The organism is Sporomusa sp., assembly GCF_035561255.1.
GTDB lineage: Bacteria > Bacillota > Negativicutes > Sporomusales > Sporomusaceae > Sporomusa.
Window position 1 is genome coordinate 1 of sequence record NZ_DATMXX010000183.1, and the last position, 16,139, is coordinate 16,139.

The 16,139-nt window shown below is 49.9% G+C and carries 14 protein-coding genes; 11 read left to right on the top strand and 3 right to left on the bottom strand.

The annotated features are described in order from the left end of the window. Positions 1-235 precede the first annotated feature (235 nt). Both VN379_RS10235 and VN379_RS10240 read left to right on the top strand, forming a co-directional pair. Positions 236-850, top strand: coding sequence for a peptidylprolyl isomerase (locus tag VN379_RS10235; protein WP_325533438.1), 615 nt, complete (start codon positions 236-238; stop codon positions 848-850). Between the two features lie 83 nt (positions 851-933). Continuing rightward, positions 934-1,698 carry an epoxyqueuosine reductase gene (locus tag VN379_RS10240; protein ID WP_325533440.1) on the top strand — a complete coding sequence of 255 codons (765 nt, stop codon included), beginning with the start codon at positions 934-936 and terminating at the stop codon, positions 1,696-1,698. A gap of 75 nt (positions 1,699-1,773) precedes the next feature. Here the strand turns inward: VN379_RS10240 and pgl are convergent, their stop codons facing one another. Genes pgl through zwf form a run of 3 tightly spaced genes read right to left on the bottom strand, consistent with a single transcriptional unit; the run spans position 1,774 to position 5,228 of the window. Continuing rightward, positions 1,774-2,532 carry a 6-phosphogluconolactonase gene (gene pgl / locus VN379_RS10245; RefSeq protein ID WP_325533442.1) on the bottom strand — a complete coding sequence of 253 codons (759 nt, stop codon included), beginning with the start codon at positions 2,530-2,532 and terminating at the stop codon, positions 1,774-1,776. Continuing rightward, positions 2,496-3,668 (bottom strand): glucose-6-phosphate dehydrogenase assembly protein OpcA, encoded by a 1,173-nt coding sequence (locus VN379_RS10250; protein WP_325533444.1) that lies wholly within the window; start codon positions 3,666-3,668, stop codon positions 2,496-2,498. The genes pgl and VN379_RS10250 overlap by 37 nt, the downstream gene beginning before the upstream one ends. Before the next feature lie 24 nt (positions 3,669-3,692). Continuing rightward, positions 3,693-5,228 carry a glucose-6-phosphate dehydrogenase gene (zwf, locus tag VN379_RS10255; RefSeq protein WP_325533446.1) on the bottom strand — a complete coding sequence of 512 codons (1,536 nt, stop codon included), beginning with the start codon at positions 5,226-5,228 and terminating at the stop codon, positions 3,693-3,695. A gap of 187 nt (positions 5,229-5,415) precedes the next feature. On the opposite strand from zwf, the gene gnd reads away from it, so the two are divergent. The 9 genes from gnd (at position 5,416) to VN379_RS10300 (ending at position 16,125) form a co-directional block, all read left to right on the top strand. After that, the gene (gene gnd, locus VN379_RS10260; RefSeq protein WP_325533448.1) at positions 5,416-6,834 is read left to right on the top strand and encodes a decarboxylating NADP(+)-dependent phosphogluconate dehydrogenase; all 1,419 of its coding nucleotides are present in this window, start codon (positions 5,416-5,418) and stop codon (positions 6,832-6,834) included. A gap of 537 nt (positions 6,835-7,371) precedes the next feature. Continuing rightward, positions 7,372-8,136 (top strand): amino acid ABC transporter substrate-binding protein, encoded by a 765-nt coding sequence (locus tag VN379_RS10265; protein ID WP_325533450.1) that lies wholly within the window; start codon positions 7,372-7,374, stop codon positions 8,134-8,136. Between the two features lie 11 nt (positions 8,137-8,147). Next, complete coding sequence (locus VN379_RS10270; RefSeq protein ID WP_325533452.1) at positions 8,148-8,801, top strand: amino acid ABC transporter permease; 654 nt, start codon at positions 8,148-8,150, stop codon at positions 8,799-8,801. A gap of 11 nt (positions 8,802-8,812) precedes the next feature. Next, positions 8,813-9,571 carry an amino acid ABC transporter ATP-binding protein gene (locus VN379_RS10275; protein ID WP_325533454.1) on the top strand — a complete coding sequence of 253 codons (759 nt, stop codon included), beginning with the start codon at positions 8,813-8,815 and terminating at the stop codon, positions 9,569-9,571. 237 nt (positions 9,572-9,808) lie between these two features. Next, entirely contained in the window at positions 9,809-11,365 is a 1,557-nt protein-coding gene (locus tag VN379_RS10280; protein WP_325533456.1) for an ABC-F family ATP-binding cassette domain-containing protein, read from the top strand. A 160-nt stretch (positions 11,366-11,525) separates the two neighbouring features. Next, positions 11,526-12,293: a formate/nitrite transporter family protein gene (locus VN379_RS10285; RefSeq protein WP_325533458.1), complete on the top strand. Its 768-nt coding sequence runs from the start codon at positions 11,526-11,528 to the stop codon at positions 12,291-12,293. 312 nt (positions 12,294-12,605) lie between these two features. Continuing rightward, on the top strand, positions 12,606-13,406 hold the full coding sequence (locus VN379_RS10290) for an FAD binding domain-containing protein (RefSeq protein ID WP_325533460.1): 801 nt from the start codon (positions 12,606-12,608) through the stop codon (positions 13,404-13,406). Further along, the gene (locus VN379_RS10295) at positions 13,397-13,849 is read left to right on the top strand and encodes a (2Fe-2S)-binding protein (RefSeq protein ID WP_325533462.1); all 453 of its coding nucleotides are present in this window, start codon (positions 13,397-13,399) and stop codon (positions 13,847-13,849) included. Before VN379_RS10290 ends, VN379_RS10295 begins: the two co-directional genes overlap by 10 nt. Then, positions 13,849-16,125, top strand: a complete 2,277-nt coding sequence (locus VN379_RS10300) for a xanthine dehydrogenase family protein molybdopterin-binding subunit (protein ID WP_325533464.1) — start codon at positions 13,849-13,851, stop codon at positions 16,123-16,125. Before VN379_RS10295 ends, VN379_RS10300 begins: the two co-directional genes overlap by 1 nt. Positions 16,126-16,139 lie beyond the last annotated feature (14 nt).

The following is a 16,139-nucleotide window of genomic DNA, read 5'->3' on the forward strand; positions in this document are numbered from 1 at the left end:
TGCCACACTTTAATTATACGACATTGTTTTCGTTTATGGTGATGCTACAGCGCGAGTTGCATCTGATTTTGGGGCAATGCCAAAAGTAAAACCATTCTTTGTATTCTAGGATTATCTGATATGCGCAAAAACCAAAAGACCGGCGCCAGCGGTTTTTCTTAAAAGTAAGTTTCGTTTTTTCTATCTGGTATGATATACTAATATTTGGATAAATAATAGGAAGAGAGTGAGATTTATGAAAAGATATCTTGCAGCTTTTGCGGTAATGGTAGCCTGTTTAGTACTGCTGACTGCCGGGTGTGCCGGCAGCAATACCGCTCAGCCTAATCAGACCGAGACCAGCCCCAAGCCAGCGCCGCAGGCCACTGAAGTGACCACCAAGAAAAACAGTGTAGCCCTGTTTGAGACCTCGAAAGGTAAGTTTCGTATTGAGCTATTTGAGGATAAAGTACCGCTCACAACCAAAAACTTTATCACCCTTGCCAATAAAGGGTTTTATAACGGGCTGATATTTCACCGGGTCATTGAGAATTTTATGATTCAGGGAGGCGATCCTAAGGGCAATGGTACCGGCGGTCCCGGCTACAACATTCCTGACGAATTTCACCGTGATCTCAAGCACGGCGAGGGTGTTATTTCTATGGCCAATGCCGGCCCGAATACCGGTGGGTCACAGTTCTTTATTACCCTTAAGGCTACACCGTGGCTTGACAATAAACATGCCGTGTTTGGCAAGGTAGTTGAAGGCATGGATATAGTGCAGGTTATTGGCAAGGTGAAGACAGGTGCCCAGGATAAGCCGGTGGAGGATGTCGTTATTAAGAAGATTACAATTGAGCCAGCTAAGTAAATATATATTCTATATACAACGCATTAAAGTTTTGCAGGCGTTGTGTGTTAATTTGTAGACAGCAAAGGCCGGGAGGGGAAATTATGGAACTGCGAACAATCGAACAAGCTATAGCCGGGTTTATTGCGGAAACTCCGCTGAACGCTGCCGCCGAAATCGGCCTGGCCAGGATTTTCGACCAGCCCCTTGTGGGTGTAGCCGGTGCCGGTGATGTTTTATTTGACACCCTGAAAGAAGCAAACATTGTCGGACCCAATCATCTGCTGCCACAGGACTGGCTGCCGGCTGCCCGGTCGGTGATATCCTATTTTCTCCCGTTTACCCGGGCTGTACGGGAAGCTAACAGGCGGGGGGAACAACCTGCTGTAGAATGGCTGTATGCGCGCATTGAAGGGGAACTTGTCAATAATGCCTTGCGCAAGTTCCTGGTAGAATGGTTTGTTAAGGCTGGCTATGAGGCTGTTGCACCAGGGCTTGACGCCCGTTTTGCCGTAGTCAACCGCAAGAGCAACTGGTCGGAGCGGCATGTCGCCTTTGTTGCCGGTTTGGGTACTTTCAGTCTGAACAGGTCATTTATCACTCAGGCAGGCGCTGCCGGACGGCTGGGCAGTATCATCGTCACCGCTCCTGTTCTGCCAACACCCCGCAGGTATCAAACCTATGATGAGTACTGCAGTAAATGTGGTGCCTGTATTAAGCGTTGCCCACCTCAGGCTATTGATGAAACCGGAAAAAACAATGATATTTGTGCTAAGTTTGTTGATGCCACAGCAGAGCGGTATAAACCCCGTTACGGCTGTGGTAAATGCCAGACCGGCGTCCCCTGCGAAGCAGCCGTACCAATGTAAGATGGTTTAAATTAATAAGCAAGCATCAAATGCCGCTTACTTTTATAGTAAGCGGCATTTGATGTTTGTTATATATTAGTTTAATAGGTATTTAGCGGCCTGCTTATCTGATAGCACCAGCAATTCACCGGCAGGCCGGACCAGCTTGGCCGGAATTATCCCGCACTTATCTGGGTCCGCGACAAGATCATATAACACTGAGGCCTTGCTGTCCCCCGTCACTAAGAATACTACCCGGGCGGCGGCGTTAAGTACCGGGAGGGTAAGGGTCAGCCGGTAACTGGCCAGCGTACTGACATAGGCAGCAGACACCAGGGCGTTTTCTTCATTAACAGCAGCTGAGCCGGGAAAAAGTGAGGCGGTATGGCCATCATGGCCGAGTCCAAGCAGTATGAGATCAAAGCAGGGTTTTTCGTCTGAGTTCAGACCAAAGAATTGCATTAGCGTGTGTTCATAAGCAGCAGCGGCAGCTGCCGGTTGTTCGTCGCCCAGATACATCTTAAAGATATTACTGGCAGGAATAGGAACTTTGCTCAGCAGGGTGTCCGCAATCATCCGGTAGTTACTGTCAGCATGACCGGGTGGGACGCAGCGCTCATCTCCCCAGAAAATAAACACCTTTTCCCAGGAAATAATCTGTCTGTATTTGTCAGCTGCCAGCAGCTCATAGAGGACTTGCGGTGTTGTGCCGCCGGCAAGGGCTGTTGTAAAACGGCCGCGGGCAGCAATGGCGTGAGCTGCTGACAGGGTAAACAGTTCGGCAGCTTTTTGCCAGACGGCCTGCGGGGTGTCAGCTATTATGACACGGTGTCCCTGTCTTCCCCGAATTTCCACAGGATTGTATTCCCTCCCAGGTATTCAAGAGTTTGTTGGTAAACGCTATCCGGTGTTCCGGATGTCATCCCGTTGGTTACCAGGTCAATCTCACTACCGACCTCCAGACGGGTTATTTTTTCCGGCGGCGAGTTTTCCGGGAGACTGATACGAGTCTGGAGATGCTGGTTATCCTGGCAAAGTGTTATGCTAAAATTGGCCTGCTGGGTGCCCCAGGCTGTCAGACAGATCTGTTTGAGGCCGGCCTCCTGGTGACTGGCGGCCGCAAAAACCCGAAAGCGGCAAATGATTGGCTGATTGCTGCCACTTACCGCACTTATCCGGTACAACTGCCCTGACTGCTCTTCGGTAATGCCGGAGCTCAGACACCAGCCCAGACGACTGGCCAGCCAGCCGAATAACAGCAGCACCTGGCTGTTATTGATCAGCTGATGACGGGATAACTGATGACTGTATTTGATCTCAATATGAGTAATTTTATCAAGAAAGGGACGATATGCGGCAAGATCATACAAGCCGGCCAGTGCCACCCGCCAGGGGGTTAGCCGTGTCCAGTTAATATCCTGTACCCCTGCGTTTTTCCGGCTGCGGAGCAATTCTAAAATTTTGGTAAAGCCGTTTTGGGGGTTTTGCATAGTAACAGAGTCGAGGATTACCTGGTCGGCTATGGCTGAAAACGCCTGAAACAGGGGCTCCTCAGGGTGGAAAGGATAACGCCACCAGAGAATGACAGGCAGTTCATCATGCAGCAGTGGTTTGGCCAGCTGCGGCAGATTGGTGTTTTGCCCTGGGATATCAGGGATGACGATGTGCTCATAACAGGTATCGGCTGAGCAGGCCAGGGTCAAAGCACACTGGGGGCTGACGTTTTCCTTGTTGTGGCAGACACCCTTATCCGGGTGTAAGACAATGGTAATAAATCGGCCGGGATGGCGCCCGGACAAAGCAGCCACCGCCGTGTTGGCGGCAGCAGCCCCTTTGCTGTCAGCAACTATTGCAATGAGATTGACAGCATTTTTCTTAATTAGGGGTATAGTTGTATTTTTTTCTGCGGCCAGCTTAGCCCATAACCCCCGGAGCTCTTGCTCAATGCAAGCCGGTTCCAGGTCTGCTGTAGTAGAAACAGGGTTGCTCACATAAGTCGCCTCCTGATGGTTAACCTATGGCTGACGCCAGCGTCGCTGGTCGCGTTCAAGCAGCTGATCGGCCTCGGGCGGCCCCCAACTGCCTGGGGCATACTGCGGGATCTCTGGTGTGAACTGCTGCCAGGCCTCCAGGACCGGTGTCAGCAGTTCCCATGTCTTTTCCACCATATCGCCTCTGGCATACAGGGATGAGTCACCCAGCATGGCATCTAAAAGCAGGCGGGCATAGGCCTCCGGTGATTTTTGCGAAAAGGATTCGGCATAGCGAAAATCCATGTTAACAGGCCGGATAGTCAGCGCCTGTCCGGGAATTTTGGCGTTAAAGCGGAGCGATATGCCTTCATCAGGCTGGATTTGCAGTACCAGGGTGTTGGCCTCAACAGTGCCGCCGGCATTCTCCTTAAAAAGTCGATGCGGGGCTTTTTTGAACTGGATGGCGATTTCACTCACCTGTTTATCCAGGCGTTTGCCTGAGCGCAGGTAGAATGGTATGCCGGCCCATCGCCAATTATCAATAAACAATTTGAGTGCAGCATAGGTCTCAGTAGTGGAACCGGGGTCAATATTTGCTTCCTGCCGGTAGGCTTTTAGCTGAGGACGCGTTGGTTCACCAGAGCCATATTGACCGCGCACGGCATAGCGGTTTACCTCTGCCGGGCTAAACGGCCGTATGGCCTGCAGCACCTTGATTTTTTCATTGCGGACAGCGTCAGTGTCGAGTGATACCGGCGGTTCCATTGCTACTAAGGCTAACAACTGCATCATATGGTTTTGAATCATATCCCGAAAAGCGCCGGACTGCTCATAATATTCACCGCGGCTTTCGACACCGATACTCTCGGCAGCGGTAATCTGCACATGGTCAATAAAGTGCCTGTTCCACAGTGGTTCAAAGATGCCGTTGGCAAACCGGAACACCATGATGTTCTGGACAGTTTCTTTGCCAAGGTAATGGTCAATGCGGAACACCTGGTCTTCGCCAAACACCCTGAGGACCTCTTGGTTAAGCTGTTTGGCGCTGGTCAGGTCAAGACCGAAGGGCTTTTCGATGACAATTCTGGTCCAGCCGCCGGTGGGGGATTTATCAAGCCCCAGCTCATGCAAGCGCTGAATAACGCTGATAAACATGTTCGGTGGGGTAGCAATAAAGAATATCCTATTACCCTGGGTACCGCGGGTATGATCAATCTCGTCCAGCAGCAGTCCTAACTGCTGATAGCTGTCCGGAGATTTTGTGTCGGTAGTATTATAGAACAGACTGTTCGCGAAATTTTGCCACATAATATCCTGCACCGGTCCGGTGTCACTAAACCGGTTGACGGCATCAAACATCGTTTCCCGGAATTCCGCATGGCTCATTGGCGTCCTGGCAGCACCCACAACCGAGAAACCGGCTGCCAGCAGGTTTTTTCCGGCCAGGCTGTAGAGCGCCGGTATAAGCTTGCGTTTAGTCAGATCACCGGATGCGCCAAATATGACTATTGTGCAAGGCTCAGCCGCGCGTCTGAGTCCCAGCCCTTCATTAAGCGGGTTAGTAAAGCCAGGTTCCATCTGTTTCAACCCTTCCGCTACAGCGAGAATTCTATAACTTATAGTCCGCAGTCAAGAACTTTGCCTGCGCTAACACACTATCTGCAGCCGAGTCTGCCGCGTTGTAGTTAGTATGACCGGATGGCAGCGGCTAAAACCGCAGGATAAACACATAATAATAGATATTCTAACGGCTGCAGGAGGAAGTATGACAAGCAAGAGCACTCAATATGAGATCGGGTTAATCGGGCTTGCGGTGATGGGGGAGAACCTGGCCCTGAATATTGCGGGCAAGGGTTTTGCCATAGCTGTCTATAACCGGACTGTTGATAAAGTAGCCCATTTTGTCAACAGTCGGGGTCAGGGGCTGCCGGTCGGCGGGGCGGCCTCAATGGCTGAATTTACTGCTATGCTTACAAAACCCCGCAAAATTATCCTGATGGTTAAAGCCGGGCAGCCGGTTGACGATATGCTGCAAGCCCTGGTTCCCCACCTAGATCCGGGTGATATTATCATTGATGGCGGCAATTCCCACTTTGAGGACACCCGCCGCCGCTGCCGGGAGTGCAAGGAGCAGGGCTTTCATTTTATGGGGCTGGGTGTCTCCGGCGGCGAAGAAGGGGCACTCAAAGGTCCAAGCCTTATGCCTGGGGGCGAGGAAAGCATTTATAAGCAAGTAGAGCCCATTTTGCTTAGCATTGCCGCCAAAGTGCCGGAGGGAGTGTGCTGCCAGTATGTCGGGCCTGACGGTGCCGGACACTATGTAAAAATAGTGCATAACGGCATCGAATATGGCGATATGCAACTTATCAGCGAGGCCTACCACCTCATGCGCGATGCACTGGGACTATCTGCTGATGACCTGCAGCAGGTATTTGACGGCTGGAATCAGGGTGTGCTGGAATCGTTTCTTATTGAAATCACCGCCGGTATCTTAGCCCGTAAAGACGCTGAGACAGGCAAGCCGGTGGTTGATATCATTGTAGATCAGGCCGGGCAGAAGGGGACTGGCAAGTGGACAATCCAGAGTGCCCTTGATCTTGGTGTGCCGACACCGACAATTACACAGGCTGTCTTCGCCCGGTATATGTCAGCCTATAAAAAACAGCGTATGGAGGCCGCCAATATACTGACAGGGCCTGACAGACGTTATGCCGGCAATAAAGGCGAGTTTATTAAAGCCATTCACGATGCACTGTATGCCTCAAAGATATGCTCATATGCTCAGGGCTTTGACCTCCTGGCAGCGGCCGGCAAGGCCTATCACTGGGATTTGAATTATGGCGATATTGCGTTACTATGGCGGGGTGGCTGTATTATCCGGGCGAGGTTTCTGGCGAAGATCGAAGAGTCCTTCCGGCATAACTGCGACCTGCCCAATCTGATGCTGGCCCCTTTTTTTCGTCAGGCACTTATTGCCGCCCAGGCTAACTGGCGGTTTGCTGTCAAGACAGGCAAGGAGCTGGGGATACCAACCCCGGCCTTCAGTGCCTCACTTGACTATTATGACAGCTATCGCGCCGCCCTGCTGCCAGCCAACCTGCTGCAGGCCCAGCGCGATTACTTCGGCGCCCATACGTATGAGCGGCTGGATAAGCCAGGGGTATTTCATTATGATTGGTATTAATAAAAAATACCGGCATATCGCCTGCCGGTATAATCTTCCTGTATAATGAAATAGGACAGAGAAGTAACCTCTGTCCTAAAACCGAATAAGGAGGTGAATCCGGTGTGGGTTTCGCCACGAGTACTTGTCTGGCTGATTATCGCCCTAACGGTAATCATGTTAAAGCCGGTACAAGTCACTGTTACCTTTAGGTAACCTCCCTATTCCGACAACCACCCTTGTTAGTAGCAAGGGTGGTTGTTATTTAAACCTATTATTATTATAACCGATTTAGAATTTTTTCAAAAGCAAAATATAGCAAAAACCTGAGTAAAATGTGCGGGACATAATACACAAGGCGGCGTATAAGTCTTGTAGGATTGTTAAATATTTTTTGTCTCTGACAAAAGAACAAAATAGTGAGTATTAAGCCGTAAATCCAAGAAATACACTACAAATCCTAAAGCCGTTTGCCCAAACGCCACTTTTTATCACTTCCAAACTTTAATGCGTTAAAGTACAATAGGAATACAGTTTGAAAAAGTGGGGGAATACAAAATGAAAAAGTTAATGGCAATCATGTTTGTTGTACTGCTTGCCGGTATGTTGGCAGCCGGGTGCGGGGGGACTGGAACGAAAAAAATAGTAGTCGGTCTTGATGATAACTTTCCGCCAATGGGTTTTCGCGATGATAAAAACAATATTGTCGGGTTTGACGTGGATATGGCTAAAGCAGCCTCAAAACGCCTGGGCATGGAGGTTGAATTCAAGCCAATTGACTGGAGCAGCAAAGAAGCCGAACTAAGCGGCAAGCGGGTGGATGTGCTGTGGAACGGCCTGACAATTACTGAAAAACGCAAGGAAAATATTCTGTTTACCAAAGCCTACATGGAGAACCGTCAGATTATTATCGTGGCTGCTAACTCGCCGGTTAAGACCAAGGCAGATCTTGCCGGTAAGGTGGTTGGTGCCCAGGAAGGCAGCAGCAGCATTGAAGCGATTGAAAAAGATGCGGTTACCATGAAATCCTTTAAAGAGCTCAAGAAATTTGGCGACAATGTGGCTGCCCTGATGGACCTGAAGACCGGACGCCTTGATGCCGTTGTTGTGGATGAAATTGTTGGCCGTTATTACATAGCCAAGAAGCCGGGCGAATACACCATCCTGGCTGAAAATTTCGGTTCCGAGGAATATGGTGTGGGGATGCGTAAAGAGGATCAGGAACTCGCCGCTAAACTACAGAAAGCCCTGGATGAGATGAAGCAGGACGGGACCTCGGCGAAAATCTCCCAACAGTGGTTTGGCGAAGATATTGTAAAGTAAGGAAGAAATAAATGGACTATGTACTAGGAATTTTGCCGCCGCTGCTGGAAGGCACGGGTGTGACCCTGCAAATGTTTTTTTCTACGATTGTACTTGCCCTGCCGCTGGGATTGCTGCTGGCCCTGGCCCGTATTTCCCGGTTCAGGATACTGAGCGGTGCCGTGGGGGTCTACATCTGGCTGTTTAGAGGGACACCCCTCATGCTGCAGCTGCTATTTATCTATTTTGGTTTGCCGTTTTTGCCCTATATCGGGGTGCGCCTGCCTGACTTCCCGGCTGCCCTGCTGGCGTTTGTATTAAACTATGCGGCGTATTTTGCAGAAATATTCCGGGCTGGCATCCAGTCCATTGACCGCGGCCAGTACGAAGGCGCCAAAGTATTGGGGATGACGTATACCCAGACAATGCGCCGGATCGTGTTGCCGCAGGTGCTGAAAAGGGTGCTGCCGCCGGTGAGCAATGAGACCATTACGCTGGTCAAAGATACCTCCCTGATCTATGTTTTGGCTATGAATGACCTGCTCCGGACAACCCGGGCTATTGTCCAGCGGGATTTCAACACCACACCGTTTATTGTTGCGGCTGTCTTTTACCTGCTGATGACCCTGGCCCTAACCTGGCTGTTCCAAAGGCTTGAACAAAAGTACGCTGTATATGACGAGTAGGAGTATCGCCAATGAATATGATTAACGCAGTTGACATTCAGAAAAAATTCAATCAGCTTGAGGTCCTAAAAGGTATCTCACTCACTGTAAATAAAGGTGAGGTTGTTGCCATTATCGGCCCCTCCGGTTCAGGCAAAAGCACTTTTCTGCGCTGTCTTAACCGGCTGGAAACGATTGACCGGGGGCGAATTGAGATCGCTGGCGATGTGTTGGCTGCCGGTGGCCCTGACGGAAAAATCCGCTATGCTGCCGAGGTTGAGGCCAGGCCGATTTGTCGCCGGATGGGCATGGTATTCCAGCAGTTTAATCTGTTTCCGCACTTTACTGTGCTGGAGAATATTATTGAAGCCCCGCTGACAGTCAAAGGCATCAGGCGTGAAGAGATTGTATCTCAGGCTGAGGAATTGCTGCATAAGGTAGGGCTGGCCGATAAACGGGATGTGTACCCTTCACGGCTGTCGGGGGGACAGAAACAACGGGTGGCAATCGCGCGGGCCCTGGCGATGAACCCTGACATTATGCTGTTTGATGAGCCGACCTCCGCCCTGGACCCGGAGCTGACAGGCGAGGTTCTAAAAGCGATGCGCCGGCTGGCCGAGGAACACATGACCATGATTGTTGTAACCCATGAAATGGCATTTGCCCGGGAAGTGGCCAACCGCGTTATCTTCATGGATCATGGCGAGATTGTCGAACAGGGGACGCCGGCAGCCGTATTTGGCTCCCCGTCCCAGCCCCGGACGCAGGCTTTTTTGAACATGGTATTATAGACTTTAGAGAGCGGGTGCTGAGTAGTATCAGTACCCGCTTTCGATTTGTTGTCAGGCATAATAATCACTGCCAGTCCATATGACTAAGACGTAGTGGCAGCAACCTGTAGGAGGGCAGGACAGGTAATAGGGTTGTGATCAAAGATTTTGGGGAATAAACTAAATTGGGTTTTGACAGCTAAGGAGCCTTTGAGATAAAATAAAGAGGTATTTGTTAAATAGCAAGAGGAGTTTAAAATGAGCGTTTTAACTGTTGAAAATGTATCACATGGCTTTGGCGCCCGCACCATTCTCACTGAGGCATCATTCCGTCTGTTAAAAGGTGAGCATGTTGGGCTTATCGGTGCCAATGGCGAAGGAAAATCCACCTTTTTAAATATTATTACCGGCCAGCTGACACCTGATGAAGGTAAGGTTGAATGGTCCAACCGGGTTACGGTAGGTTATCTTGATCAGCATTCTGTTCTGACAAAAGGTAAGACGATCCGCGATGTACTGCGGGAGGCTTTTCAGAATATGTTTGATCTGGAAGCTGAGATGCTGGGTTTGTATGACAAAATGGGCGATGCCACCCCGGCGGAAGTGGATAAGATGATGGCGGAAGTCGGTGAGCTGCAGGATATGCTCGAACACGGCGGCTTCTATATTCTTGATGCCAAGATTGAAGAAGTAGCTAATGGTTTAGGGTTAGGGGATATCGGCCTGGACCGGGATGTAGCCGATTTGAGCGGCGGCCAGCGTACGAAGGTGTTATTAACTAAGCTGCTGCTGCAGAATCCGACTATCCTTATTCTTGATGAACCGACAAACTATCTTGACTTTGAGCATATCGAATGGCTCAAAAGATATCTCAAAGGGTACGAAAATAGCTTTATTCTGGTATCTCACGATATTCCGTTTTTAAATGAAGTCGTCAATGTCATCTATCATGTCGAGAATGGCGTACTTACCCGCTATACCGGTGACTATGAACAATTCCAGCAGATGTATGCAATGAGAAAAAGCCAGGAAACACGGGCTTATGAACGTCAGCAGCAGGAAGTGGACCGGCTGGAGGATTTTATTGCCCGCAATAAGGCCCGGGTTGCTACCCGGGGCATGGCCAACAGCCGCCAAAAACGTCTGGAAAAAATGGAGATATTAGAGAAGCCGCGGGAAAAACCCAAGCCTACTTTCCAGTTCCGCGAGGCCCGGACCCCCAGCCGGTTTATTGTTGAGGCCAAGAGTCTGGTGTTAGGTTATGATGAACCGCTTACCAAGCCTGTGGATATTACCCTGGAGCGTGGTCAGAAGGTTGCTATCAGGGGTGTCAATGGCTTGGGTAAGTCAACCCTGTTAAAGACCTTGCTTGGCTTTATCCAGCCTGTTGACGGCAAAGTTATCCTCGGCGACTATCTGCATTCAGGCTACTTTGAACAGGAATCAGGCCGTAATAACAGCCGGACGGCTATGGAAGAGGTATGGGATGAGTTTCCCGGGCTGACAAACTTTGAAGTCAGGGCGGCGCTGGCTCGCTGCGGGCTGACCAACGAGCATATTACCAGCCAGATGATGGTGCTCAGCGGCGGTGAAAACGCCAAGGTCCGGTTGTGCAAGCTGATGCTCAAGGACGTTAACTGGCTGGTGCTTGACGAGCCAACCAACCACCTTGACATCGAAGCCAAGGCTGAGCTAAAGCGGGCGCTGATTGAGTTTAAGGGTACGATTCTCCTGGTTTCCCACGAACCTGAATTCTATGAAGACTGGGTAACTGCTGTGTGGAATGTGGAGAACTGGACAACTAAAATAGTATAACAGGCAATTAGGCGGTTTGTGAGTCAGCTCACAGACCGCCTTCTATTATGTAAAGTTTCCGGTTGGTATTGGGGTTGGCACTGGAACTGATAACTTGAATAATTTTATAGCAGACATGGACATGGTATTAGTAAGCCTGGATTACTACTGGAGGTTTTGTATGTATTCTGAAGACATCGCTAAGCTTTGTGACTCAGCTGTAAAGAAGGCAGAGTTTCTTAGGGTAAGTACAAGCAAGTATTTATTGTCTTCCGCCCTGGCTGGTGTATATGTTGGGTTTGCAGTGCTGCTGGCGTATACGATCGGCGGCTTACTGGCACAGGAATATTCACCTTTTGTGCGGATTGCTATGGGGTTGTCTTTTGGTATTGCCCTGAGCCTGGTCACTTTTGCCGGTTCCGAGTTGTTTACAGGCAACAATATGACCATGGCAGTAGGCACGTTGGCACAACAGACTACCGTTATGGATTTGATAAAGGTGAATGTTTTTAGTTTTATCGGCAACCTGCTAGGCGCAGCTGTACTTGCCGGGCTTTTCATCAGTGCCGGTTTGGCGACAGGCAGTACTGCGGCGTATATCGGCAAAATTGCTCAGACTAAGATGTCGTTGCCGTGGACAGAATTGTTAGCCAAGGGAATACTCTGCAATATGCTGGTATGTCTTGCGGTGTGGTGCTCTATCCGTACTAAGGATGAAACAGCAAAGCTAATCATGATCTTTTGGTGTTTATTCGCCTTTATCACAACCGGCTTTGAGCATAGTGTTGCTAATATGACCCTGCTTTCTGTTGCCCTCTTTATGCCTGGCGCGGCAGTAGGATCGGCAAGCGGTTTTGCATATAACCTGGCAGTAGTTACAGTGGGGAATGTGATCGGCGGTGCTCTGATGATTGGCTGCTCCTATTGGTATATTTCTCAAAAAAATTAGCCCGGTAGCGGGGTTGCCGGGAAAGGTGACTGAGATTTGAAACAGGGTCGAAGCTTTCGGCTCTGTTTTTTTTATTTTTGTTGCTTATTGTTCGGTTTTTCCAGGAAATGATCATTGTCTGGCGGGGGTAATTTTAAAAATGCTATTTGCAAATAACTGCAAATTACCACGAATAATGATGAGGAATGCCAAAAATACGTGATAAATGCAAAATGCAGGTATAGAAATATGTTTGCACAATTACACCTATATGATATAATTCGAACCGTATTGAGTAAAATTAACCGAACGTTCGGCAGTGGAGGGTGAAGATTGTTCACGTTGCTTAACATAGCGCAACCAGATACGCTGCAAGAGGCCTATCAGATACTGACCGCCAAGAAGAGTAACGCCATACTTGGCGGCTGTGCCTATCTCAGGATGGGCTCTCAGACCATTCATACCGGGGTGGATTTGTCTAAGCTTGGCTTAGATTTTATTAAAGAATATGACACATATATTGAAATCGGCGCAATGGCTTGCCTGCGTGACGTTGAGACCAACAAGGCCATTGCAAAATGGTTTAGTGGGATAGTGGCAAAGTCGGTAAGGAGCATAATCGGGGTACAGTTCCGCAATGTTGCCACTGTAGGTGCATCAGTGTTTTCCCGTTACGGTTTTTCGGATTTTCTTACAGCATTGATGGTACTTGATACCGAGATTGAGTTATATAAAGGCGGACGCCTGCCGCTTGCCCGGTTTATGGATATGTCCAGAGCCAAAGACATTTTACTTAAAGTAATTATTCATAAAACACCCCGTACTGCAGCCTATCTGGCGCTGCGCAACTCACAGAGCGATTATCCTGTTCTGACTGTTGCCGTTTCCCGGCTTGACGATGACTGGAAAATTGCTGTTGGCGCCAGGCCGACCCGCGCCAAACTGGCTGCTCAGGCGGTGCTGCTGCTGGCTAACGCCGGTGATGTGACACCAGACACCTTAGATCAGGCGGCCAGGCTGGCAGCCGAAGAATTGCCCTTTGGTGCTAACATGCGTGCTTCTGCCGAATACCGGCGTGCGATGTGCACAACATTAGTCAAACGGGGCCTGGCGGAGGTAACAGCATGCAGATAGAGGTTTTTATTAATCATCAGCAGGTATCATTAACTGTTCAGCCTGATGATTTTCTTGTTGATACCTTGCGTAAACAAGGGCTGTTTAGTGTAAGAAGAGGCTGCGATACAGCCTGTTGCGGCCTGTGCACCATCTGGCTTGACGGCCGGCCGACCCTGTCGTGCTCGACGCTGTCGTTCCGTGCCCATGGCAAACACATTACCACAATAGAAGGTCTCCAGCATGAAGCTGTGGGGTTTGCCAAATTTATGGCTGCCGAAGGGGCTGATCAATGCGGTTATTGCAGCCCGGGCTTCATCTTAACCGTCCTTGCTATGAAAAGGGAACTGATTAACCCTAACGAAGCCGATATCAGTCACTACCTGACAGGCAACCTCTGTCGCTGTACCGGCTATCAGGGACAACTGAGAGCTGTTAAGAAATACCTGGGGGTAGCAGAATAATGAAATGTGTAGGTAAAGCGATTGCTAAAACAGATGCAATAGCCATTAGTACCGGCAAACCGGTATATACCGAAGATTTGTCTCCCGCCAATGCGCTGATAGTAAAAATTCTGCGCAGTCCTCATGCATCTGCCCGGATTAAATCGATTGATATCAGCAAAGCGGCTGCCATCAAAGGTGTCGCATGTATTCTCACCCACCGGGATGTGCCCAAAGTCCGGTTTACACTGGCAGGGCAGTCCTATCCGGAGCCATCACCGTATGATCGCCTGATTCTTGATCAAATTGTACGTTATGTTGGTGATGAGGTGGCTGTTGTTGCCGCTGTTGATGAAAAAACCGCGAATGCGGCCCTGAAAAAAATCAAGGTCATTTATGAAGTGTTTGAACCGGTGCTCGATTTTGAACAAGCGATCGGTCATGCCTCTGTTGTTCATCCGGAAGATGACCTGCACTGCAATTTTGATATCGGAATGGACAAGTCCCGCAACATCTGCTCAACTCATAAGGTGGAAGCCGGTGATGTGGAGCAGGAGCTCAGGAACTGTGACATTGTTATTGAAGAAACCTATTTTACTCAGGCGCAGGCCCATGCCATGATGGAGACCTATCGGGCCTTCACGTATCTTGATCATACCGGCCGGCTGGTGATTGTCAGCTCTACGCAAGTGCCCTTTCATATCAGGCGGCATGTGGCCCGGGCCTTAGACCTGCCGGCAAGCAAAGTCCGGGTGATCAAACCCCGTATCGGTGGCGGGTTTGGTGGCAAGCAAACCGGCTCCGGCGATGTATTTGCCGGATTGGTCACACTAAAGACCGGCAAACCGGCCCTGTTTATCTATAGCCGGACTGAAACCTTCAGTTGTACTACCAGCCGGCATGCTATGCGGCTGAAGCTGCGGCTGGGGGCTGACAAAGACGGCTTTATCCGGGCTCTTGATATTGAGAACCTGTCAGACACCGGTGCATATGGTGAACATGCCTCCACCACATTCATGGTGTGCGGCGATAAAACGCTGCCGCTTTATAATAAAACCAGGGCTGTCCGGTATCATGGCCATGCTGTTTATACCAACAAAATGCCGGCAGGGGCGCTCCGTGGTTATGGTGCTACCCAGGGGACGTTTGCACTGGAATCTGCAGTGAATAAGCTGGCCGCACAGCTTAATATGGACCCTGCTGAACTCAGACTTAAGAATATAATTCAGGAAGGGGAAACCTGTCTTGTGTATCAAGGCAAAAAGCTGGGGAGTTCGGCTCTTGACCGGTGTATTCAAAAAGGCAAAGAACTGATCGGCTGGAATGATAAATACCCCCGGCGCGAGCTGCCGAACGGCAAGGTGCGGGCAATTGGCATGGCAGTAACCATGCAGGGGTCCGGGATTGCCGGCATTGATACTGCTTCGATTGAGATCAGGCTTAACGATGATGGCAGCTACACCCTGCTTACCGGCTCAACAGATATGGGAACAGGCAGCGATACCGTACTGGCGCAGATTGCTGCCGAAGTATTGGAGACTTCGCTGGATAACATCCTGGTGCATGCAGCAGACACCGATGTTTCTCCCTATGATCCAGGTTCGTATGCCTCAAGCACATCCTATGTTACCGGCATGGCTACGTTGCAGGCGTCTGAGGTATTAAAGCAAAAGGTTATTGCTTATGGTGCCAAGATGCTGGCGATTGAACCGGAGCAGCTAAAATTTGATGGTGAGAATCTTAGTTCTCTTGATGGCGGCAAATCCATGAGTTTGGCGAAACTGGCAGAACTTATGGTATTAGGGGCCGGTAAGCAGCAATTGGTGGGACAGGCAACTTATGGCTCACCGGTATCGCCGCCGCCATTTATTGCCGGCTTCGCTGAGGTGGAGGTTGATCCTGAGACCGGAGTAATCGAACTGGTTGACTACGTGGCGGTAGTCGACTGTGGTACTGTACTGAATGCCAACCTGGCCCGCATTCAGGTAGAAGGCGGTATTGCCCAGGGTATTGGCATGGCCATGTATGAAGATGTCCGGTATGACGAACGCGGTCAGATGCAGACAAATACCTTTATGCAGTACAAGATCCCCTGCCGCAAGGATGTCGGCAAGATTACCGTTGCTTTTGAAGAAAGCTACGAACCCACCGGACCGTTTGGCGCTAAGTCAGTTGGCGAGGTTGTAATCAATACGCCGCCACCGGCCATTGCCCACGCTGTATACAACGCAGTAGGCGCTACGATTACCCGTCTGCCGATAACCCCTGAGAAGGTGTTTATGGGGATGAGAAGGTAAGCGCATTTTTACTT